Genomic DNA, 21595 nt, shown 5'->3' on the forward strand with positions numbered 1-21595 from the left:
CGGGCCCGGGCGGTCCGCGCCGCTCACAGTTCCCACACCACGGGCAGGCCGGCCTCGGAGCCCTCCGCCGAGTAGTCGTGGACGACGTCGAGCAGGTCGGCCATGCGGGCCTGCCAGGCGATGTTGACCGGCAGTTTCTCCAGCTCGGCGATCATCCTCGCGTAGTCCTCGACCTCCAGCAGGTGGAAGAGGTCGGTGCCGCTGCGCCAGATCGTCCACTCGCTCACCCCGGCGGCGCGGATGGCGGTGGTCAGCTCTTCGGGGACCTCGCGGTGGGCCGCCTCGTACTCCTCGACGCGGTCGGCGCGGACCTTGGTGTGCAGGGCGACCCTCACGACGGCTCCTTTTCTTCGAGAGGTACGGGGGTTTCCGGGGCGAGCAGGCCCTCCGCGCGCAGTTCGTCCCAGAGGGCGTCCGGCACGGGGTGGCGCGACTGCTCCACGGTGTCGCGGACCTCGTCCGGTGAGCGGGCGCCGGTGAGGACGCTCGCGACGGCCGGGTGGCCGCGCGGGAAGCGGAGGGCTGCGGCGCGCAGGGACACGCCGTGGCGTTCGGTGATCGCCCTCAGGCGCAGGGCCCGTTCGAGTACGGGTTCCGGGGCGGGCGCGTAGTCGTAGGTGGCACCCGGCTTGGGGTCGATGAGCAGGCCGGAGTTGAAGACGCCACCGATGAGGACGCTGCGGCCTCGGGCGGTGGCCTCGGGGAGCAGTTCGGCGAGGCCTTCCTGTTCCAGGAGGGTGTAGCGGCCGGCGAGGAGGACGACGTCGATGTCGGTCTCGCGCAGGAAGCGGGCGGGCAGGGCGGACTGGTTCATGCCGACGCCGATGGCTCCGACGACGCCTTCGGCGCGCAGCCGCTCCAGTGCCGGGTAGGCCTCGTCGAGGGCCTGTTCGGCGTGGACGTCGGGGTCGTGGAGGAGGGCGACGTCCACCCGGTCGAGGCCGAGGCGGTCCAGGCTGGCTTCGAGGGAGCGCAGCACTCCGTCGGCGCTGAAGTCCCAGACGCGGCGGTGGGTGGCCGGGACGGCGAAGCCGTTGGCGAGGTCGTCGCCCTGGGTGTCGGCGGGCACCAGCAGTCGTCCGACCTTGGTGGAGACGGTGTACGTGTCCCGGGGGCGGTCGCGCAGGGCGGCGCCCAGGCGGCGTTCGGACAGGCCGAGGCCGTAGTGGGGTGCCGTGTCGAAGGTGCGGATCCCGGCGTCCCAGGCGGCGTCGACCGCTGCGGCGGCCTCCTCGTCGGCCACCGGGCGGAAGAGGTTACCGATGCCCGCGGCGCCGTAGGCCAGCTCGGTGACACGCACCTCGGTGCGGCCGAGGGTCCTGGTCCTCATGGCCGGTTCGCCGGGCGGAGCCGGAGTCCCTGCATGCCACCGTCCACGGCGAGGGCGGTGCCGGTGACGGAGGCCGCGGCGGGGCTCGCCAGGTAGACGATGGCGGCCGCGACCTCGTCGGCGGTGACCAGGCGGCCCAGGGGCTGGCGGGCGTTGAGGGCGGCGCGCTCGGCCTCGGGGTCGTCGGCCGCGTCCAGGAGCCGACCGACCCACGGGGTGTCGGCGGTGCCGGGGTTGACGCAGTTGACGCGGATGCCCTCGCGCACGTGGTCGGCGGCCATGGCCAGGGTCAGCGAGAGGACGGCGCCCTTGCTGGCGGAGTACAGGGCGCGCTGCGGCAGGCCCGCGGTGGCGGCGATGGAGCAGGTGTTGACGATCGCGGCGTGGGCGGAGCCGCGCAGATGGGGCAGCGCGGCCCGGCTGGTGCGCACCATGCCGAGGACGTTGACGTCGAACACCCGCTGCCACTGCTCGTCCGGGTTGTCCTCCACGGTGCCCTGCGCGCCGATGCCCGCGTTGTTGACGAGGATGTCCAGACCGCCGAGCCGCTCGGCCGCCTGTTCCACGGCGGCGCGCACCGAGGCGTCATCGGTGACGTCGGCCTTCAGACCGAGCAGCGGGGCCGAGGCCCCGGAGGGGTCGACATCGAGCACGGCCACCGTGGCGCCCCGCGCGGCCAGCAGTCGGGCGGTGGCCAGTCCGATGCCGGACGCGCCCCCGGTGACGACCGCCTTGAGACCGGTCAGTTCACCTGTCGGTCCGGTCGGTTCACCTGTCGGCTCGGTCGATTCACCTGTCGGCTCAATCAGGTCTCGTGTCGGCTCGGTCATGCGACTTCTTCCCGTCCAGCGAGGTCGGCGGCCCAGAACGTGCCGTCCGGGTAACGGTATTCGGCGATGGACTCCTCCCGCATGGTGGCGGAGAAGCCTGGAGCGAGCGGCGCGGTGTAGTGGCCGTCGCGCATCACCACGGGGGCGGTGAAGTGCTCGTGGAGGTGGTCGACGTACTCGATGACCCGGTCGTCGGTGGTGCCGGACAGGGCCAGGTAGTCGAACATCGACAGGTGCTGGACCAGCTCGCACAGGCCCACACCCCCGGCGTGCGGGCAGACCGGGACCCCGAACTTCGCGGCGAGCAGCAGGATCGCGAGGTTCTCGTTGACACCGCCCACTCGGGCCGCGTCGATCTGCAGGACATCGATGGCACCCGCCTGGAGAAGCTGCTTGAACACGATGCGGTTCTGCACGTGCTCGCCGGTGGCGACCTTCACGGGAGCGACGCCCCGGCGGACGGCGGCGTGGCCGAGGATGTCGTCGGGACTGGTGGGTTCCTCGATCCAGTACGGATCGAAGGCGGCGAGCGCGTTGGTCCACTCGACCGCCTCGCCGATGTTCCAGCGCTGGTTGGCGTCGATGGCGATACGGATCCCGTCACCGACCGCGGCGCGGGCGGTGCGCATGCGGCGCACGTCGTCGGCGAGGTCGGCGCCGACCTTCAGCTTGATCTGGGTGAAGCCGTCGGCGACGGCCTGTTTGGCCAGCCGGGTGAGCTTCTCGTCCGAATACCCCAGCCAGCCCGGCGAGGTGGTGTAACCGGGGTATCCGCGCTCCAGCAGCGTGCTCTCGCGCTCGGCGAGGCCCGCCCGGCCCCGCTGGAGCAGGTCGAGGGCGTCCTCGGGGGTGAGGGCGTCGGCGATGTAGCGGAAGTCGACCTGGGAGACCAGCCACTCCGGCTCGGCATGGGCCAGCAGCCGCCACAGGGGCTGCCCGGCGCGCTTGGCGGCCAGATCCCACACGGCGTTGACCACGGCACCGATGGCCATGTGCATCACGCCCTTCTCCGGGCCGAGCCAGCGCAGCTGACTGTCCCCGATCAGGTCGCGGTTGACCGAGCCGGGATCAGCGCACAGCTCTTCCACCAGGCGGCCCACCAGGTGGGGCCGCAGGGCACCGATCGCGGCGACCTGGACGTCGTTGCCGCGGCCGATGGTGAAGGTGAAGCCGTGGCCTTCGAGGCCGTCGCCGGCATCGGTGCGCAGCACCACGTACGCAGCGGAATAGTCGGGGTCCGGGTTCATCGCGTCCGAGCCGTCCAGCTCCCGCGAGGTGGGGAACCGGATGTCGTAGGTGTCGACCGCGGTGATCCGGGCCGGGGTTGCAGTCACGGGGATGCCTTTCACGCTTGGCCGAAGATCTGGCGCTGGCTCCCGAGCCCGTCGATGGAGAGCTCGACGGTGTCACCGGGGCACAGGAAGGAGGTGCCGGGCAGGCCCAGGGCCACACCCGCGGGGGTACCGGTGTTGATCACGTCACCGGTGACCAGCCACGGACCCATCGGATTGAAGGTCTCGCACGATGTGCCCAGGTCCCACTGCGAGGAGTACTCCAGGTCGAGCTCGGGCAGTCCGCCCGTCTCGACCGCCGCCCGGGCCCGGGCCACTCCCCCAAAGGCGAGAAAAGCGCCGTCGATGTCGCAGGCCACAGAGGACGGATCCAGCAACCGGCCGTCGTCGGTACGCACGGCGGGGCGCTCCTCTCCCGGGGCGCCGACGCGTAGCAGTTTCACTGGGGCAGCTCCCTTGCCATGGGTTCGTTCATTCATCGGAGGAATAGCGCACCGTGACTTTATGGGCAGTTCGGCGCCCTGACAACGTATTCCTCGGATGTATTTGATCGACGTCAGGCTTTCCGCAGCTCACGGATCCGGCATGTACGACATCATCTCGACCTGAGCGTCGCCCGCGCCCCATGATCGGGTTGGCAAACTCATCGGGATCGACCTCTTGTCAACCCCGGCAATGCCGTCGTAACGTCCTCGACGTCCGAGATACATCGGAGGAATCGCACCGCCGCCATCGCTCGTCCTCGACAACGTAGTGGCCGTTCAAACTCCGCTGCTCGTTCACCGGTTGACCCTCTATCCCTCCCCTCCGACGGTCCACGCATGCCTGTACCGGAGGGCGGCCTCACCGTCCTGGCTAAGGAGAACCCGGCCATGAAGTTCGCTCGCACCCGCTCCACCGCCGCAGCGGCCTGCGCCCTAGCGGCCCTCACCCTCCTCACCGCGTGCAACCGTGACAGCTCCTCCGGGACGGCCGCCTCGGGCGGTGACAAGCCCGCGATCGGGATCGACCTGCCGCGCTCCGACTCCGACTTCTGGAACTCCTACGCCGAGTACCTGAAGAAGGACGTCAAGACCGAGGACATCAACGCGCTGCCGCTCAGCAACTCACAGAACGACATCACCAAGCTCGTCGCCAACGTGCAGGTCTTCCAGAACACCGGCGCCAAAGCCATCGTCATGGCCCCCCAGGACACCGGCGCCATCGCCTCCACCCTCGACACCCTCGCATCGAAGAAGATCCCCGTCGTCAGCGTCGACACCCGGCCCGACAAGGGCGACGTCTACATGGTCGTCCGCGCCGACAACCGGGCCTACGGCACCAAGGCCTGCGAATTCCTCGGCGAACAACTCGGCGGCAAGGGCAAGGTCGCCGAACTCCAGGGCGCCCTGGACTCCATCAACGGCCGGGACCGCTCCGAAGCCTTCGCGCAATGCATGAAGACGAAGTTCCCCGACATCAAGGTCTTCGAGCTGCCCACCGACTGGAAGGGCGACGTGGCCTCCGCCAAGCTGCAGAGCCTGCTCGCCCAGCACCCCGACCTCAACGGCATCTACATGCAGGCCGGCGGCGTCTTCCTCCAGCCCACCCTGGCCCTCCTCGAACAGAAGGGCCTGCTCAAGCCCGCCGGACAGAAGGGCCACATCTCCATCATCTCCAACGACGGCATCCCCCAGGAGTTCGACGCGATCCGCAAGGGCCAGATCGACGCCACCGTCTCCCAGCCCGCCGACCTCTACGCCAAGTACGCACTCCACTACGCGCAGGCCGCCGCCGACGGCAAGACCTTCAAGCCCGGCAAGACCGACCACGACTCCACCATCATCGAGATCCCCGGCGGCCTCGAGGACCAGCTGCCCGCACCCCTGGTGACCAAGGACAACGTGGACGACAAGACCCTGTGGGGCAACAACGTCGGCTAGTGCCGCAAGGGCCGACGCCAGGGCGGAGGGACGCGGCCCGTCCCTCCGCCCGCACCCCCTCGTATCCACCCCACGAAGGACGGTATCCACCATGGCGGACACCGCGACCGCCGCGGCGAACGGCGGCGGGCCCCCCGCCCCCGGGAGCCCCGCCCCGGTGGCCGAGGCCACCGGCATCAGCAAGAGGTTCGGCGCGACCGTCGCGCTGCGCGACGCCCGCATCACCATCGCCCCCGGCGAGGCCCATGCCCTGGTCGGCCGCAACGGCGCCGGCAAATCCACGCTCGTATCCATCCTCACCGGCCTCCAGCACGCCGACACCGGCACCCTGCGCTTCTCCGGCGAGGCGGCGCCCGCCGTCGGCGACATCGACGCCTGGCGCTCCAGGGTCGCCTGCGTCTACCAGAAGTCCACGATCCTCCAGGACCTGACCGTCGCCGAGAACCTCTTCCTGAACCGGCAGAGCGACGGTCCGCTGCGGCCCATCCGCTGGAAGCAACTGCGGGCACGGGCCGAGGAGTTGCTGGCCGGATTCGGCGTGGACGTGAAGGCCGACGCGCGGGCGCGGGATCTCACCGTCGAGCAGCGGCAGTTCGTCGAGATCGCACGGGCCCTGTCGTTCGGCGCCCGCTTCATCATCCTCGACGAACCCACCGCGAAACTCGACGCCCGCGGCATCAACCGCCTCTTCGACAAACTCCACGACCTCCAACGCCAAGGCGTCGCCTTCCTCTTCATCTCCCACCACCTGCAAGAGGTCTACGACCTCTGCACCACCGTCACCGTCTACCGCGACGCGGCCCACATCCTCACCGCCCCCGTCGCCCAACTCCACCACCAGGCACTCGTGGAGGCCATGACGGGGGAGACCACCGTCACAGCGGCGGCAACCGTCGAGAACCGCCCGCCGGTGCGGAGCGACTCTCCCGAACTCCTGAGGGTCGAGGACCTCACCCTGCCCGGCGCCTGCCAGGACCTGTCGCTCACGGTGCGCGCGGGCGAGGTGGTCGGCCTCGCCGGGGCGGCGGCCAGCGGCAACGTGCGGGTGGGCGAGACCATCGCCGGTCTGCACCGCCCCGAGCGGGGGACGATCTCGGTCGGCGGACGGCGGGTGCGCGGCGGCAGTGTGCCGTCGGCGCTCGCCGTCGGGGTCGGGCTGGTCCCCGAGGACCGCCACCTCCAGGGACTGGTCAACAACCGCAGCGTGGCCGAGAACGCGACGCTCACCGTCACCGACCAGCTCGGCCCGTACGGCACCGTGCTGCCCGCCCGGACCAGGACCTTCGCCCAGCGCATGATCCGGGACCTCGACATCAAGACCCCAGGCGGGGCCACCCCCGTGTCGGCCCTCTCGGGCGGCAACCAGCAGAAGGTCGTCGTCGCCCGCGCCCTGGCCACCGACCCCCACGTACTGGTCGCCATCCGCCCCACCAACGGGGTCGACGTCAAGTCCAAGGAGTTCCTACTGCGCCGGATCCGCCAGATCGCCGACGGCGGCAAGGCCGCACTGATCGTCTCCGACGAGCTGGACGACCTGAAGGTGTGCGACCGACTCGTGGTGATGTTCCACGGGCGGGCGGTCGCCGAGTTCGACCGCGGCTGGAAGGACGAGCACGTGGTCGCCGCCATGGAGGGCGTGGCCGACCGGGCCGAACCGCCCCACACCACCTCCCCCACCACCTCCGATCCCGCCTCCGACCCCGCATCGGACACCACCGAAGAGCACGGAAGGTAGTCATGTCCGCCACCACTGATGTCACCGACCCCGCCGCGAGCGTGGCGCGGGAGACCACCGGGGACACCCGCCGTGGACTCGGCCTCGGGCGCTTCCGTGAACTGTCCCTGGTCCCGGCGATCCTCGTCCTGGGCCTGATCGGGTTCATCGTCTCGCCGGCCTTCCTCACCGCCGACAACCTCATCGGCGTGGCCCAGCAGTCCACCGAACTGAGCCTGCTGGTGCTCGCCACCGCGCTGATCCTGGTCTGCGGCCGGATGGACCTCTCCCTGGAGTCCACCATCGGCGTGGCGCCCGTCATCGCGGTCTGGCTCGTCCTGCCGACCAGCGGCGCCCGGTTCACGGGCCTCGGGCTGCTGCCCCAGTGGACGGCCGTACCGCTCTGTCTGCTGGTGGGCGTGGTCATCGGAGCCGTCAACGGCTTCCTGATCCTGAAGCTGCGCCTGAACGGCTTCATCGTCACCCTCGGCATGCTGACCATGCTGCGCGGACTCCAGGTCGCCCTCTCGGAGGGCCAGTCCATCGTGGAACTGCCGTCCTCCTTCACCTACCTCGGGAAGGCGTCCTGGCTGGGTGTGCCGGCCGCGATCTGGATCTGCGTGGTGCTGTTCGCCATCGGGGGCAGTGCCCTGGCCTGGCTCCGTCACGGCCGGGCGCTGTACGCGATCGGCGGCAACGCGGAGGCGGCCCGGACGGCGGGTATCCGGGTGGACCGGATCGTGTGGGCGGTGCTGATCCTCGGCAGTGTGCTGGCCGCGTTCGCCGGCATCCTCTACAGCGGCCACTACGGCTCGATCTCCGCCACCCAGGGCAGCGGCTGGATCTTCCAGGTCTTCGCCGCGACCGTCATCGGCGGAGTGAGCCTCAACGGCGGCAAGGGCTCGGTGTTCGGCGCGCTCACCGGCGTCCTGACGCTGCAACTCGTCGTCAACGTCATGACGTTGGCAGGTGTGCCGCCGCTGTGGAACCAGTTCCTCAACGGCGCGATCATCATCGTCGCACTGATCATCTCCCGCTTCGCCTCCGGCGAGAAGCAGGAGTAGCTCCGGTACAAGGAGGCACCTCGTGGCACTGACGGACGAGGCGATGGACAAGATCAAGGCGATGATCGTGGCCGGTGAGCTGGCGCCGGGCTCACGCCTGCCCAAGGAGGAGATCCTCGCCGCCCAGCTCGGCCTGTCCCGCAGTTCGCTGCGGGAGGCGGTACGCGCGCTGACGGCCATGCGGATCCTGGTCACCCGGCAGGGCGACGGCACGTACGTGTCCAGTCTGGAGCCGCATCTCCTGCTGGAGTCGCTCTCCTTCGCCTCGGACGTCTCCCAGGGGCAGACGGCCCTGCAACTGCTCCAGGTACGGCGGCTGCTCGAACCCCAGGCGACCGGGGCGGCCGCCGCCCTGCTCACCGCCGACGACCTCGACGAGCTGGGCGCCATCCTGGAGCGGTCGCGGGCGGCCGCCACGGTCGAGGAGTTCGTCGGCCACGACATCACCTTCCACCTGCGGATCGTGGAGGCGGTCGGCAACCCGGTGCTGTCCATGCTGCTGCGGGTGCTCTCCACCCGCACCCAGCGGGCCCGCATCGTCCGGGGCACACGCACCGAGCGGTCCGTGGAGCACGCCCACCGCGAGCACGAGGAGATCCTCCGTGCCCTGCGGGCCCGCGACGCCGCGCTGGCCGTCTCCGCCGCGACGGTCCATGTGGCGGCCGTGGAACAGTGGCTGGCGGCGGGGCTCGACGAGGACCCCCTCGGCGCGATCGACGGCTGACCGCAGGTCGACGAAGGTCCCGTCACGGCCGCCGAGGGAGGTCCGTCACGCCACCGGGGGAGGTCCGTCACGGCCACCGGACCTCCGCAAGCCCGGCGAGGAGCCTGCGACCCGGTGGCCGTGACGGGCACTCACATATCGGTGGCGTCCACCAGCTCGCCGAGGTCGACGAACTTGAAGCCGGTGGCCGTGCGGGTGCCGCCCTCGCCGTCCGGGACCTCGGGCGTCTCGTGGCCGTCCTGGACGACGAGGAGGCCGCGCGGATAGCGGCTGCCCAGCGGGGCGTTGAGAACGGCGGCGCCGTCGCACTCCTCCACGCCGTCGAGCGTGGGTGAGGCGGCGCCGATCCGGAAACCTCCCTCGTACTCGTTGCCCTCGCTCACCTCTCGGTCGTACAGGGCGAAGGTGTCGTCCCCCTGGCTGGAGGCGAGCAAGTAGCCGTCCCCATCCTGTTCCTGATAGAGCGTCAGTCCCTCGACGTCGGCCGACAGCCGCTTCCCGCCGTAGCCGGGGTCGGTGCCCGGCACACACTCCTCGGTCTCCTCGTCGTACGTGCCGGGGACGCCGTACTCCTTGGTCCTGTCGACCAGGGCGGGCTTGCCGGTGAGGTCGGCGCGCAGGCGCCAGATGCCGATGTCCTCCTGGCCGGCGTAGAGGGTGCCGGTGGCCGGGTCGACGACCATGCCCTCGACCTGCGGGAGTTCACCGGGTTCGCCGCAGGGGCTCCACGTCGTGCCGTCGGGCAGGCGGAAGGAGGAGGGCAGGTCGAGGGTGCGGATCTTGCGGTAGCCGACCTTGCCGTTCGCCGCCGGGAGGAGTTCGAGGAGGGCGAGACGGGTGCGCTCGCGTTGGCTGACCAGGGCGTAGGTGCGGCCGGTGGTCCTGTCCGTCCAGGTGGCGAGGCCGTACGCGGTGCGCTGGTCGTTGATCTCGGCCTGGTCGGCGGAGAACACCGGGGCGGCGGCCGGGTCGGTGACGTCGGTCAGTGGGCCGTTCCGGCGGGAGGGGTCGATGCGGTAGATCCGCAGCCGGTCGTTGCCCCGGTCGCTGACCACCGCCACGTCGGCCCGGCCCGGGGAGGTGCGCAGGCCGGTGACGAGGTCGACGTTGTTGTAGCGGCCCGGGGCGTCGCCCTCCGTCGGCGGCTTCGGCGCGGCCAGGGACTGCACCAGGCGGGCGTCCAGGTCGTAGACGCGCAGGCCGCCCTCCTTCGCGGTGGCGACGACGAGGCTGCGGCCCGGGTCCGCGGGGTTCCGCCAGATCGCGGGGTCGTCGGCGTCCGAGTCGCCACCGGCCTCGTCGTCGTGGAGCGCGGCCGACTCGCTCGTCGCGGTCACCGTCGGGAGGCCGGACGGGCCCGCTCCGGCGGGGGACGCCGCGAGAAACGTGGTCAGCGCGGTGCCCGAGGCGAGGAGGGCAACTCTTCGAGCAGTACGGGGCGTTCTCACACGCGCTCCCTTGAATGTCGTTGGTTGTTGGGGACATGCAGATGGTGCGGAGAGAAGCTTGCGCGCAGGCGGACGTGACCTGTCCATGCCGTCATGGTGAAACGACGGTGGTTTGGCCGAAGTTCGCCCGGTCCTCACCTGAGGGAGCGCGCCGGGCGGGTGCTGAGGTGGAGCAGTTGCTCCAGCGGCCCACGGCGGAACCATCGGGTCCAGGCGGTGGCGAGCAGCATCGCGACCAGGCTGTGGACCAGGAGGTCGACGAGCGCCGGTCCGGTCTCGTCCGCCATGCCGAACTCCCGGATGGCGAGGATGTGCAGCACGTACGCGGTCAGGGCCGTCATGCCGACGGCGCGGACCGGGGTGGCGAGGCGCCGGAAGCGCGGCAGCCGGTCCGTGGCCGTCACGCACAGCACGACGACGAGGAGGGCGACACCGGTGTTGCCGAGGATGGAGAAGGTCGTCTGACTGTGCGGCGCACCGACCAGGAGCCAGGCCGCCGGGGTGTCGTCGACGATGTAGCCGACGGTGTCGGACCACCAGGCCGAGGCTCCCGAATCACCGTCGGTGGCGGCGGCGACGCTCGCCCGCGCGTGCGGGACGAGGCGGAGTGCCAGCCAGGATCCGCCGTAGCCGAGTACGGCCAACGCGCCGCCGGTGAGGACTAGTTGGGTGCGGACGGCGTTCCGGGTGAGGTCGAGACGGGCCACCGCCATGCCGACGAGCATGAACGACATCCAGGTGAGGACGGGGTACTCGCCCGTGAACAGCAGCTCCATGAAGCCGTCCGTGTCACCGAGCCGGGCCAGCGGGTCCCAGGCGACAACCGTGTCCGCCCAGCTGTCCTCATCGATCGACAGCCTTGTCACGTACAGAACTTGGGGCATCACGAATGCGCCCGCGGCGGCGAGGAGCGCGAGCGTCCGGGCGCGCAGCCGGTACAGCGGGAGGACGGCGAGGAAGGTCAGCCCGTAGAACGCGAGGATCACGTCGACCTCGGTGTCGAGGGCGGTCAGGGCGAACCCCAGGGCGATGAGGACGAGGGAACGGATGACCATCCGGGCCACGGCCTGCCGTCCGGCGCGCCCGGTGCGGGGGTGCGGGCGGCCGGTGATCAGTACGAGGGTGAAGCCGGCGAGCAGCGCGAACAGCGCGGAGGAACGGCCGCGTGCCAGCTCCATGACGAAGCCCAGCGGTCCGCCGACCGCCGGGTCCGGGCCGACGTGGGCGGCGTACATCCCGAAGACCGCGAGCCCACGGGCCAGATCGATGCCCACCAGGCGCCCGGTCGACGGCCCTCGGCCGGCTGCGTCCGGACTACCGGCTGCGTCGGGACGGCCGGCTGCGTCGGGACGGCCCGCTTCGGTGGCGGGGGCGATGTCCGGAGCAATGACCTTATGGGCGGCCTCGGTTGCGGTGGACGTGGCGGTGGCGGTGGCGGTGGACGTGGCGGTAGCGGCCGACGGGGCGGCGGCGCACGGGATGGCGGCAGCGGACGGGGCGGCGGGTGGGGCGGGTAGGGGGGCCCGCTTGGACGACAGGTCCGGTGACGTGTCTGGTGTCATGGCCTTCAAAGTCGGGGGCGCGAGGGGCGCGTTCCCATCCGGCGGGTGGCTGGAAGCTCCCCGCCGACCAGCCGTGGCCACCCCCGCCAGGTGACCGGAAACCGGGAGGAAAGGAACCTCGCGGCGGCCCGGGACGTCGTAGGGGTTCCAGGAGAAGTGCGGTGGTGGTCCGACGGCGAGCGGGGCACAGGTGATCCGGGTACTGGTGGTCGACGACGAAGCCCTGATCCGTACGGGCTTCCAGCACATCCTCAACTCCTCGGACGACCTCGACGTGGTGGCGGCGGTCCCCGGCGGCCGGGCGGTCCAGGCCGTGCGGGAGCTGCGCCCCGAGGTCGTCCTGCTGGACATCCGCATGCCGGACGTGGACGGGCTCACCGTCCTCGCCGAACTCCGCAGACTCCCCCGCCCTCCCGTGGTGGCCATGCTCACCACCTTCGACATGGACGAGTACGTGGCGGCCGCCCTGCGCTCGGGGGCCGCCGGTTTCCTGCTCAAGGACACCGACCCGGAACAACTGCCGTATCTCGTACGGACATTGGCGGCCGGCGGGGTCGTGCTGTCGTCCCGGGTGACCCGCACCGTGGTCGACGGCTACCTGGACAACGGCCCCCGGGAGGCCGCCGTACGGCTCGTGGGACGGCTGACCGAACGCGAGCGTGCCGTTCTCGTCCTCATCACCGAAGGGCTGTCCAACACCGACATCGGTGACCGGATGCACCTGAGCACGGGGACGGTCAAGGACCATGTGAGCGCGCTCCTCACCAAGTTGGAGGTGGGCAGCCGAGTACAGGCGGCGCTGCTGGCCGAGCGGGCGGGCCTGCTCAGGCCGTCGCGCCCCGTCGGCCGCGGACGGGAGGACGGATGAGGCCCCCCACCCGCACCCCGCACGGGCCGACGACGGATGCCGTGCTCGTCACGACGTCGCTGCTGGACGTGTGGATCCATGACGTGGGCACCCATCACCCCCACGAGTTGGCCGCCGCCCTGCTCGCGGCCTTCGCGCTCGTCATGCGCCGCAGTCTGCCGCTGCCGACCTTCCTGCTCACCCTGCCGACCGCCCTGTTCACGGACGCGGTGTTCGCCACGCTGGTGGCGCTGTACACCCTCGCCTCGCGCACCCACCACCGAGTGCCGTTGGCCGTCTGCGCGCTGGGGTTCACGGTCTGCGACCTCACCTGGTGGTCCTGGCCCTCACCGGAGTTCGCCGACCTGTCCGACCGCCATGCCCTGATCCCGCTCTCCTACAGCTTGGCGCAGGCGACCGCGCCCCTCTTCCTCGGGCAGCTCGTCCAGGCCCGTCGGGAGCTGTCACTGCGTCTCGTGGAGGTCTCCGAGGCGCGTGAGCACGAGCGGCTGCTGATCGCGCAGGGCGTCCTGGCGCAGGAACGCGCCCAGCTCGCCCGGGAGATGCACGACGCCGTCTCCCACCAGGTCAGTCTGATCGCCGTCCGCGCCGGAGCCCTCCAGGTCGCCGGCCGGGACCCGGAGACGAAGGAGGCCGCGGCCACGCTACGGCTGCTCAGCGTGCAGACCCTGGACGAGCTGCGGCACATGGTCGGCGTACTGCGCGCCTCCGGCAGTCGCCCCACCGAACTCACTCCGCAGCCCTCCCTCGCCGACCTCGACCGGCTCGTCACCGGCAGCGGTATCGACACCGACCTGCGGACGGACCTGCCGGACGGCCTCCCGCCGCCCGTCCAGCGCGCCGTCTACCGCACGGTCCAGGAAGCCCTCACCAACATCCGCAAGCACGCCCCCGGCGCCACGGCCACCATCCGTGTCCGCCAGCGGGACGGCACCCTCCGCGCGACCGTCACCAACACCGCGCCCAGCCGCCCGGCCCTCTCCCTCCCGGGCGCCCACCACGGCCTGATCGGCCTGCGCCAGCGCGCCGAACTCCTCGGCGGAACGGTCACGTCCCGGCACCTGGGGGACGGGGGCTACGAGCTGCGTCTGGAGCTGCCGGTCGACGCAGCACAATGAGCCGCCCCGGGGCTGGCCTGCGGCAGCGAGCCGCCCCTCACGGCCCGACCACCCGTCGGGCTCGGTCGGGGGCCCGATCGCAGGACAGGCTCGCGATGTCCACGGCGTCGGCCCGAAGTGCCCCGGGCCGAGTCCGGCCCGGGGCACTCGGTCACGCGTTACGCGACGCCGACGGGCCGAGCCCTGACCCCGCTCCGCCCCGTCAAGCGGAACGTTTCGTCAAAGCGGTCGAGTCGGTCCGGCCACCCCGAGCGATCCACACGGACCGGCCTGTCCGACCTGTCCGACCTGTCCGGAAGACCAAACCCGTCCGGCCTGTCGGTCCGCAGTGCGAGGATCCCTGCACGCAGGGCCGTCACGATGAGATGGGTGCGGTTCTTCGCGCACAACTTCTCCCGGATGCTGCGCATATGGGAAGCCACCGTGCGGGGTGAGATCGACAGCTGATGGGACATGTCCGCGTCCGACATCCCGTGGGCTGCCAGAAGGAGGATCTCCAGTTCCCGGGCGCTGAGTCGGCCGGAGCTGTCCACTGTCATGGGTGCCTGCCTTGTTCGAAAGGGGGTCGAGAAACCCCGTGTCGTCCGTCGGGTGCGCTGTGACTCTTCCGTGACACCCGGCCCCCGGTCATCGACCATTCGACCGATACCCGGCAGTAGTCATCGGCCGATCGGCCTGCACCCTTCCGCCCACGGCGGATCCTTCGCCGGGAAAGCACCAACCGCCCCTTTGCATACGGCCGTTCGACCTTCGGCTTCTGCGGACCGCCGGACCGGCCACGTGATCCATGGCATGCTCGGCCGCGTGAGCAGCACCCCCACGCGTGTGATGATCGCCGACGATCAGGATCTGGTCCGGGCCGGTTTCCGGCTCATCCTCGACGCCCAGGAAGGCATCGAGGTGGTCGGAGAGGCCGCCGACGGACTCGCGTGCGTGGAACTGGCGCGCACGTTGCGGCCGGACGTGTGCCTGGTGGACGTCCGTATGCCGAAGCTGGACGGGCTGGAGGTGACCCGGCTGCTGTCCGGACCGGGGGCCACGCACCCGACCCAGGTCGTGGTGGTCACCAGCTTCGACCAGGACGACTACCTCAACATCGCCCTGCGCAACGGAGCTTGCGGCTTCCTGCTCAAGGACGCCGCGCCCGCGTTGCTGATCGAGGCGGTGCGGGCGGCGGCGCGTGGTGACGCGCTGGTCTCGCCCGGGGTGACGGTCCGGCTGCTGAAGCAGCTGGAGGAGCGGGCGTCGACCCCGGCGGACGGCTGCGGTGTGCCCGAATCAGCCCTCAGCGCACGGGAGTTGGAGGTCGCCAGGCTGGTCGCGGTGGGCCGCACCAACCAGGAGATCAGCGACGAACTGTGTCTGTCCCTGTCCACCGTGAAGACGCACCTGGGCCACATCCACCACAAGCTGGGCGTACGCAACCGCGTCGAGGTGGCCGCGTGGGCCTGGGCCAACGGAACGGTCCGGCCCGGGCGTTGACGGTGATTCCGTGAATGTCCTGTAGTTGATCTGTGTCGCTCCCCACAGATCGATCCACCCTCTGCCGGGGAGGCATGCCCATGCCTAACCTGCCCTTCCATGACAACTTCGTCACTCGCGGCACTCTCGGCACGAGCGACCCAGCCGCACCTCGGCCCTCCGCGGTTACCCGCGCAGCGGCTGAACCACCGCACCCTGTACCCGGCGCTGGGCGTGCTGTGGCTGCTCGACGTGGGCATCATCGGATCGCAGCACCAGGGCCCCCTCGACTGGCTACCGCTCCTGACCGGCCCCGTCGCCCTGGCGCTGGTGCTGGTGCCGGAATCGAGGCTGAGCATCGAGTGGCGGGCGGGGCTCTCCGCGGCCGCCTCGACGACGGTGACGCTGGGCACCTCCCTGATGGGGCTGGCCCTGCCCGCATGGGGCCTGCTGGAGACGGCGTGCATGCTGGTCCTGCTCGCCCGCACCTGCCGCAAGGTCACCCGGCCCGGCGTCGCCCTCGCCCTGGCCGGCGCGATGGGGGCCAGCGTCATCGACGAACCCCTGCGCACCGGGGGTACGGGAATCACCCTGACCTACCCCTTCCTGCTGACGTTCGCCGTCGGCGGGGCCGTCGGGGCGGGCTGCTATCTGCGCACCCTGGACGCCCGGCGTCGCCGTACGATCGCCGCCGTCCGGCTCGCCGAGCGGATTCAACTCGCCCGGGAACTGCACGACTTCGTCGCCCACCATGTGACGGGCATCATCGCGCAGGCACACGCCGCCGGTGTGATCCACGAGAGTGCGCCCCAGCAGGTCGGCCCCATCCTGGGCAACATCGCCGAGGCCGGGCAGCGGACCATGGACTCCATGCGCCGCCTGATCCGGGTGCTGCGCGAGGACGGCGAGCAGACCTCCATCGAGCGCCCCGAGGAGCCGTACGCCGAACTCACCAAGCTGGTCTCGGCGTTCAGCGACCAGGGTGACGGATCGACGGCCCAACTGGAGATCACCGGAGCCGCCCGGCGGAGCGGACTGCTGCCCGAGGTGGGCTCCGCGGTCCACCGCGTGGTGCAGGAGGCGCTGACCAACGTCCGACGGCACGCACCGGGCACCCAGGCGACCGTGCGCGTCCACCGCACCCGCGGCGACCTGCTCCGGGTCGACGTGTACAACAAGGCGCCCGAGCGGCGGGTCTCCCGCCCCACGGGAGGCCGTGGCGGCTACGGCCTGGTCGGGCTGCGCGAGCGGGCGGAGGCGGTCGGCGGCTCCCTGGCGGCGGGCCCCGCCGACGACAGCGGCTGGTGGGTCATCGCCCATTTCCCGGTACTCCCGGAAGCCGCGCCGCAGGACGCGGAAGGGGCCGCGGACGCGGGTCCGGCGTCCCGCCGGACATCCGGACGCCATGCCAAACCGCATGCGCATGCGGAGCCCGAGCCGGACATGAGTTGGGACGCGAGTTAGGCGGTCCGGGGCGGGAATTAGGCAATTCTGCGCATCGCGCCGGGACGGCCCACCCTCTAATGTCGAAGACCCAGAGGCGCCGGGACGGCCTTCTCACGTCCCGCAGAGTGGTGAATCGGCCCGGACCGGGCCTTTTCGAGGGCCCGGTCCACCGCTTTTCCCGTACGCCACTTCGCGAACCGGTGGACCGGCGCCCGTCGTAAAGGAGACGCAGGAGACGTATGACTACGGCCGTCGTGGTGGGCAGCGGTCCGAACGGTCTCGCGGCCGCCGTGTTCCTCGCCCGGGAGGGCGTCGAGGTCACCGTCCTCGAAGCCGCCGACACCATCGGAGGCGGCACCCGCACCAGCGAACTGACCCCGGGCCTCCTGCACGACCACTGCTCCGCCACACACCCCATGGCCGTCGGCTCCCCGTTCCTGCGCGGCCTCGATCTCGGCCGCCACGGCCTGACCTGGCGCCTGCCGGACATCGACTGCGTGCATCCGCTGGACTCCGGCGAGGCCGGGGTCCTGCACCGGTCGGTGGAGGAGACGGCCGACGGCCTCGGTGACGGCGACGGCCGGAGGTGGCGGCGCGTCTTCCGGCCGCTCGCGGACGGCTACGACGCGCTCGCCGAGGACCTCATGCAGCCGCTCCTCCATCGGCCGCGCCATCCGCTGCGCCTGGCCGCGTTCGGTCCGCAGGCCCTGCTGCCCACCGCCGTGGTGGCCCGGCGCTGGCGGTCGCAGAGCGCCCGCGCGCTCTTCGCCGGGGTGGCCGCGCACGCGTTCCGCCCGTTCGACCGGCCGGCCAGCGCCGCGGTCGGCCTGACGATCATCGCCGCCGGTCACCGGTATGGCTGGCCGGTGGCCGCGGGTGGTTCCCGGGCGATCGGCGACGCGCTCGCGGCGCAGCTCACGGAGTTCGGCGGCCGGATCGAGACCGGTGTACGGGTGCTCTCCCCTGCCGATCTGCCCCCGGCCGACCTGGTCCTCTTCGACCTCGCCCCCCGTGCGGTCGCCGACATCCTCGGCGACAGGCTGCCGGGGCGGGTGGCCCGGGCCTATCGCCGCTACCGCCACGGCCCGGGCGCCTTCAAGGTCGACTTCGCCGTCCAGGACGGTGTGCCCTGGGCCAACGAGGCGGCCCGCCGGGCCGGCACCGTCCACCTCGGCGGGGCCTACGAGGAGGTCGCCGCCACCGAGCGGGCGATCCACGCCGGGCGTATGCCGGAGCGGCCGTTCGTCCTGGTCGGGCAGCAGTATCTGGCCGATCCACGGCGTTCGAAGGGCGACCTCCACCCCCTCTGGACCTACGCACACGTTCCGCACGGCTACGACGGCGACGCGACCGAGGCGATCGTCGGGCAGATCGAGCGGTTCGCCCCGGGGTTCCGTGAACGTGTCCTCGACATGGCCGTCCGCCCGCCGGCCGCCTTCGAGGACTACAACCCGAACTACGTCGGCGGGGACATCGTCACCGGGGCGAACACCGCCTTCCAGCTGGCAATGCGTCCCCGCGTCGCGCTCGACCCGTACCGCACGGGGGTCCCCGGGACGTACATCTGCTCCGCGGCATCACCACCGGGCGCCGGCGCCCACGGCATGTGCGGCGCGAACGCCGCCGCGTCGGCCCTGCGCGATCTCGGGCGGCGACGCGGGAAAGGATGAACCGGGAGGGCGCCGCGGCCCGCACCGTCCCGGAAAAGGCCTGGACCTCTTCGGTCCAGGCCTTTTCCGTGCCCGCAGGAGTCTGTTTCCGGAGCGAAAGGCAGCGCTCAACAATAGGTAATTTTATCGATGCGGAGGCGGCCGGCGAGAGCCTAATGTTTTCTCCAGAAGGGCACCGGAAGAAAAGAACTTCCGAAGTCCCGAACGCGAGAGGATGAAAGAAATGAGCAGCATCGAGAACGCGCTGAACAGCGTGGAAATCCCCGTCGAGGGTGTCGTCTACGTCGCCGCTCGCCCGACCCTGGGCACCCCGCGGATCGCCCGGATCGGCAGGATCGCCCAGGCGGCCGAGGGCGTCGGCGCCACCCTGGCCGGCATCGGCGCCACGGTCGGTGTCGCGCAGGCCGCGGAGGCCAACAACCTGGCGGCGGAGGCCAACGCCCAGAACGCGGCCGCGCTCGCCGCGGCCGGCGGTCCGCCGCCCGCGGTCTGACAACCGGCGGTGAACTCATAGGAACCCGCTGTCGGACCAGAGGGCTGTTCTGGTCCGGCAGCGGGTTTCGCCGCACGCAAAAAACGTGCTCAAAAGTACCAGGAAAAGAGGTTCCATGAAACTCGTCCGAAGGATCACTTCCGCGGTGCCGGGCAGGGTCGCCTCCGCGGTGTTCAGCCCGATGCCGGTCGGCCGGGACCGTGCGCTGGGCCTGTCGGAGCGGCTGGCCGCCGCGACGAGCCTCACCTCGTCCCTCGAATACCTCACCCAGCGCCACGAGATGGGCAAGGGGGGAATGAACGACTGGGAGATCGCCAAGGACAGCATCGCGCACGCGCATCCTCTGCTGCGTCGACTGGTCGACATCGCCAGCGGAACCCGGACCACGACGGCACTGCACGTCACACGGGCCGCGGTCGCCTCCGCCATGCTGCTGCCGGGCAAGTCCGGTTGGCGCGGGGCGGGCAGCCTCTTCCTCGGTGCGACCTCCGCCCTCCTCGGCCCTCGCCAGCACTACGGAAGCGACGGCGCCGACCAGGTGGCGACCCTCGTGCAACTCGCCACCGGCGGCGCCCGCCTGGTGCCCTCGCCGGCCGCCAAGGACGCCCTGCTGTGGTACGTCGCCCTGCAGTCCAACCTCTCCTACCTGATCTCCGGCTGGGTCAAGCTGCTCGGCCCGGACTGGCGCGACGGCTCCGCACTTCCGGGCGTGATGCGCACCCACACATACGGCCACGAGGGCATGCACGCGTGGATCCGGAACAACCCCCGGGCCGCCAAACTGCTCGCCCACAGCGTGCTGGCGCTGGAGTGCCTCTTCCCGCTCGCCTATCTCAAAGACGGCAAGCTGACCCGTCCCGTCCTCGCGAGCGCCGCCGCGTTCCACCTGGCCAACGGCTACTTCATGGGGCTCGGCAGGTTCGCCACCGCGTTCCCCGCGATGCACCCCCTGGTCGCCTACACCTCGGCTCCCCGCACTCACCCCGCCGTCGCGGGACGCGACGACCGCGCTCTGCCGGCCGCCCTCACCGTGCTCGCGGGGGCGACGGCGGCCGCTGCCGTCACCGCCGTACAGCGACGCATCCGCACCACCGAGGGCTGGCGGACCTCTCGCGTGCTGACGACCCGGCACGGCAACCGGCTGCAGTACGAGGAGATGTCGGTGGGGGACGCCGGGCGGCCGGTCTTCGTGCTCGCCGCCGGTCTGCTGTCCACCAGCGAGCACTACGCCTGGATCAGCGAGCGCCTGTCCTACGAGACCACGTACGGCGTCATCGCCTACGCCCGCGCCGGATACGCCGGCAGCCGCCGCGGGGCGACCACCGCCTACCGGCTGTCGGAGTCCGTCGACGACCTCGTCGACCTGGTGAACGGCGCCGTGGCACCGCACCGCAAGGTGATCCTGGTCGGCCACTCGATCGGCGGGGAACTCGCCCGCCGAGCCGTCCATCACCTCGGCGACCGGGTGCACGGCGTCGTGTATCTCGACTCCTCGCACCCGGACCAGTTCAACCGCTCGGCCCAGCAGAGGGTGTCCGGCGCCGGCCTGGGCGGCACCTTCGCGTCCATGAGCCGGGCACTGCGCCTCGGCACCGGGGCGCTCCTCACGCGCCCGTGGTGGATCAAGGAACTGCCCGCCGCCTATCACGACAAGGTCTTCGCCCAGTACGCGGACGCGCGGATGTGGTACGCGGCACGCCGCGAGTGGAAGGCGCTGCAGGAGGACTTCAAGGCCTTCCCCGGGCGGCTCGACCCGATCGAGGGCGTGCCCGCCCTGGTGATCTCCGCCCAGCGGACCGTGGACCGCGACCCCGAACAACTGCTGATGCACCGGGAACTGGCCGAGGCCCACCGCCGGGCGCCCAGCGAGACGGTGGTCATCGAAGGCGCGGGACACGACACCCTGCTGATCAACAGCCGTCTCGCCAACCAGGTCACGGACCGCGTCCTCGCGTTCTTCCAGAGCGTCGACGAGCGCTCCCGGGCACCGCGGTCCACCCGATCCGTCACGCTCGACAAGGAGGCCGCGCGGTGAGCACCCTGCGACGTTTCCCGCTGGAGAATCCGTTCACCGGCGAAGGCGCGGCCTGGCGGATCGCCGGAGCCGCCATGCTGGTCGTCACCGTCGCGGGCCAGCACCCCTTCGAGCAGTTCTCCAGGTTCCGCTCCAAGGACATCCTGTCCCTGGTGCCGAACTGGAGGTTCTTCGCCCCCAATCCCTGCATGCACGACAGCCACTTCCTGTACCGCACGGTGGACGCGGACGGCAACGCCTCCCCGTGGCACGACGCGTTCACGACCGAGACGCGCAAGCCCCAGCACATCGTGTGGTTCCCCACGCGCCGCGCTGACAAAGGGGTCTTCGACGCGTGCGCCGACATCCTCCCGACCCTTGAGTTCGGTGGCTTCGAGGCCGCCTCACGCACTCCCGGGTACCGGATGGTCACCGAGCATCTGCGCGTCCTCATCAGGTCCCGGGGCCCCGTGGCCGAGGAGGTCCGGGGCTTCCAGTTCGCCCTGGCCCGCGCCACCGGCTACGACACGCGCCACCGTCCTGAGCTCGTGTTCGTCTCCCCGTTCGTCCCCCTCGACCCGCAGGCCCCCGGCACCCCGCTGACGCGGACCCCGGCCAAGACTCCAGCGAAGGTGTGAT

At 71.2% G+C, this 21595-nt stretch carries 20 protein-coding genes; 12 read left to right on the forward strand and 8 right to left on the reverse strand.

The features are described from left to right. Positions 1–23 precede the first annotated feature (23 nt). From OG272_RS03195 to OG272_RS03215, 5 genes are read right to left on the reverse strand one after another with little or no spacing between them, the layout of a single operon-like run. Positions 24–335, reverse strand: coding sequence for an L-rhamnose mutarotase (locus tag OG272_RS03195; RefSeq protein WP_405892455.1), 312 nt, complete (start codon positions 333–335; stop codon positions 24–26). Next, positions 332–1330, reverse strand: coding sequence for an aldo/keto reductase (locus tag OG272_RS03200; RefSeq protein WP_405892456.1), 999 nt, complete (start codon positions 1328–1330; stop codon positions 332–334). The genes OG272_RS03195 and OG272_RS03200 overlap by 4 nt, the downstream gene beginning before the upstream one ends. Further along, on the reverse strand, positions 1327–2160 hold the full coding sequence (locus OG272_RS03205; RefSeq protein ID WP_405892457.1) for an SDR family NAD(P)-dependent oxidoreductase: 834 nt from the start codon (positions 2158–2160) through the stop codon (positions 1327–1329). Before OG272_RS03205 ends, OG272_RS03200 begins: the two co-directional genes overlap by 4 nt. Further along, positions 2157–3494 carry an L-fuconate dehydratase gene (locus OG272_RS03210; protein ID WP_405892459.1) on the reverse strand — a complete coding sequence of 446 codons (1338 nt, stop codon included), beginning with the start codon at positions 3492–3494 and terminating at the stop codon, positions 2157–2159. The genes OG272_RS03205 and OG272_RS03210 overlap by 4 nt, the downstream gene beginning before the upstream one ends. An 11-nt stretch (positions 3495–3505) precedes the next feature. Further along, positions 3506–3895, reverse strand: coding sequence for a fumarylacetoacetate hydrolase family protein (locus tag OG272_RS03215; protein ID WP_405892461.1), 390 nt, complete (start codon positions 3893–3895; stop codon positions 3506–3508). A 429-nt stretch (positions 3896–4324) separates the two neighbouring features. On the opposite strand from OG272_RS03215, the gene OG272_RS03220 reads away from it, so the two are divergent. The 4 genes from OG272_RS03220 (at position 4325) to OG272_RS03235 (ending at position 8876) form a co-directional block, all read left to right on the forward strand. Further along, positions 4325–5374, forward strand: a complete 1050-nt coding sequence (locus OG272_RS03220) for a sugar ABC transporter substrate-binding protein (RefSeq protein ID WP_405895978.1) — start codon at positions 4325–4327, stop codon at positions 5372–5374. Positions 5375–5465: 91 nt separating this feature from the next. Continuing rightward, entirely contained in the window at positions 5466–7109 is a 1644-nt protein-coding gene (locus OG272_RS03225) for a sugar ABC transporter ATP-binding protein (protein ID WP_405892463.1), read from the forward strand. Between the two features lie 2 nt (positions 7110–7111). Beyond that, on the forward strand, positions 7112–8152 hold the full coding sequence (locus OG272_RS03230; protein WP_405892464.1) for an ABC transporter permease: 1041 nt from the start codon (positions 7112–7114) through the stop codon (positions 8150–8152). 22 nt (positions 8153–8174) lie between these two features. Next, positions 8175–8876, forward strand: a complete 702-nt coding sequence (locus OG272_RS03235; RefSeq protein WP_327731574.1) for an FCD domain-containing protein — start codon at positions 8175–8177, stop codon at positions 8874–8876. A 131-nt stretch (positions 8877–9007) separates the two neighbouring features. Here OG272_RS03235 and OG272_RS03240 read toward each other — a convergent pair whose 3' ends face one another. Together OG272_RS03240 and OG272_RS03245 are read right to left on the reverse strand one after the other, a co-directional pair. Further along, positions 9008–10324: a phytase gene (locus tag OG272_RS03240; RefSeq protein ID WP_327731573.1), complete on the reverse strand. Its 1317-nt coding sequence runs from the start codon at positions 10322–10324 to the stop codon at positions 9008–9010. 134 nt (positions 10325–10458) lie between these two features. Next, the gene (locus tag OG272_RS03245; protein WP_405892466.1) at positions 10459–11886 is read right to left on the reverse strand and encodes a DUF418 domain-containing protein; all 1428 of its coding nucleotides are present in this window, start codon (positions 11884–11886) and stop codon (positions 10459–10461) included. Between the two features lie 190 nt (positions 11887–12076). Here OG272_RS03245 and OG272_RS03250 point away from each other — a divergent pair, with 190 nt between their 5' ends. Together OG272_RS03250 and OG272_RS03255 are read left to right on the forward strand one after the other, a co-directional pair. Continuing rightward, entirely contained in the window at positions 12077–12754 is a 678-nt protein-coding gene (locus OG272_RS03250) for a response regulator transcription factor (protein WP_327731571.1), read from the forward strand. Further along, the gene (locus OG272_RS03255) at positions 12751–13872 is read left to right on the forward strand and encodes a sensor histidine kinase (RefSeq protein WP_405892468.1); all 1122 of its coding nucleotides are present in this window, start codon (positions 12751–12753) and stop codon (positions 13870–13872) included. The genes OG272_RS03250 and OG272_RS03255 overlap by 4 nt, the downstream gene beginning before the upstream one ends. 158 nt (positions 13873–14030) lie before the next feature. Here OG272_RS03255 and OG272_RS03260 read toward each other — a convergent pair whose 3' ends face one another. After that, complete coding sequence (locus tag OG272_RS03260; RefSeq protein WP_405892470.1) at positions 14031–14510, reverse strand: response regulator transcription factor; 480 nt, start codon at positions 14508–14510, stop codon at positions 14031–14033. Positions 14511–14664: 154 nt separating this feature from the next. Here OG272_RS03260 and OG272_RS03265 point away from each other — a divergent pair, with 154 nt between their 5' ends. The 6 genes from OG272_RS03265 to OG272_RS03290 all read left to right on the forward strand — a co-directional run bounded on the left by OG272_RS03265 (position 14665) and on the right by OG272_RS03290 (position 21594). After that, positions 14665–15354 carry a response regulator transcription factor gene (locus OG272_RS03265; RefSeq protein WP_327731567.1) on the forward strand — a complete coding sequence of 230 codons (690 nt, stop codon included), beginning with the start codon at positions 14665–14667 and terminating at the stop codon, positions 15352–15354. Between the two features lie 99 nt (positions 15355–15453). Continuing rightward, a complete protein-coding gene (locus tag OG272_RS03270; protein ID WP_327731565.1) occupies positions 15454–16797 on the forward strand; it encodes a histidine kinase in 1344 nt (447 codons plus the stop codon). A 221-nt stretch (positions 16798–17018) separates the two neighbouring features. Further along, the gene (locus tag OG272_RS03275; protein ID WP_405892472.1) at positions 17019–18449 is read left to right on the forward strand and encodes a phytoene desaturase family protein; all 1431 of its coding nucleotides are present in this window, start codon (positions 17019–17021) and stop codon (positions 18447–18449) included. Positions 18450–18672: 223 nt separating this feature from the next. Further along, positions 18673–18942, forward strand: a complete 270-nt coding sequence (locus OG272_RS03280; RefSeq protein ID WP_327731561.1) for a hypothetical protein — start codon at positions 18673–18675, stop codon at positions 18940–18942. 115 nt (positions 18943–19057) lie between these two features. Then, positions 19058–20977, forward strand: coding sequence for an alpha/beta fold hydrolase (locus OG272_RS03285; protein WP_405892475.1), 1920 nt, complete (start codon positions 19058–19060; stop codon positions 20975–20977). Beyond that, a complete protein-coding gene (locus OG272_RS03290; protein WP_405892476.1) occupies positions 20974–21594 on the forward strand; it encodes a hypothetical protein in 621 nt (206 codons plus the stop codon). Before OG272_RS03285 ends, OG272_RS03290 begins: the two co-directional genes overlap by 4 nt. Position 21595: the final 1 nt, after the last annotated feature.

It is taken from the genome of Streptomyces sp. NBC_00104 (assembly GCF_045160825.1).
Classification (GTDB): domain Bacteria; phylum Actinomycetota; class Actinomycetes; order Streptomycetales; family Streptomycetaceae; genus Streptomyces.

Excerpts from the sequence above, each read along its gene's own strand:
- OG272_RS03205 (WP_405892457.1), bottom strand. The coding sequence starts at position 2,160 with ATGACCGAGCCGACACGAGACCTGATTGAGCCGACAGGTGAATCGACC.
- OG272_RS03270 (WP_327731565.1), top strand. The coding sequence starts at position 15,454 with ATGACAACTTCGTCACTCGCGGCACTCTCGGCACGAGCGACCCAGCCG.
- OG272_RS03260 (WP_405892470.1), bottom strand. The coding sequence starts at position 14,510 with ATGGTCGATGACCGGGGGCCGGGTGTCACGGAAGAGTCACAGCGCACC.
- OG272_RS03245 (WP_405892466.1), bottom strand. The coding sequence starts at position 11,886 with ATGACACCAGACACGTCACCGGACCTGTCGTCCAAGCGGGCCCCCCTA.
- OG272_RS03275 (WP_405892472.1), top strand. The coding sequence starts at position 17,019 with ATGACTACGGCCGTCGTGGTGGGCAGCGGTCCGAACGGTCTCGCGGCC.
- OG272_RS03230 (WP_405892464.1), top strand. The coding sequence starts at position 7,112 with ATGTCCGCCACCACTGATGTCACCGACCCCGCCGCGAGCGTGGCGCGG.
- OG272_RS03200 (WP_405892456.1), bottom strand. The coding sequence starts at position 1,330 with ATGAGGACCAGGACCCTCGGCCGCACCGAGGTGCGTGTCACCGAGCTG.
- OG272_RS03285 (WP_405892475.1), top strand. The coding sequence starts at position 19,058 with ATGAAACTCGTCCGAAGGATCACTTCCGCGGTGCCGGGCAGGGTCGCC.
- OG272_RS03255 (WP_405892468.1), top strand. The coding sequence starts at position 12,751 with ATGAGGCCCCCCACCCGCACCCCGCACGGGCCGACGACGGATGCCGTG.
- OG272_RS03265 (WP_327731567.1), top strand. The coding sequence starts at position 14,665 with ATGCTCGGCCGCGTGAGCAGCACCCCCACGCGTGTGATGATCGCCGAC.
- OG272_RS03280 (WP_327731561.1), top strand. The coding sequence starts at position 18,673 with ATGAGCAGCATCGAGAACGCGCTGAACAGCGTGGAAATCCCCGTCGAG.
- OG272_RS03220 (WP_405895978.1), top strand. The coding sequence starts at position 4,325 with ATGAAGTTCGCTCGCACCCGCTCCACCGCCGCAGCGGCCTGCGCCCTA.
- OG272_RS03225 (WP_405892463.1), top strand. The coding sequence starts at position 5,466 with ATGGCGGACACCGCGACCGCCGCGGCGAACGGCGGCGGGCCCCCCGCC.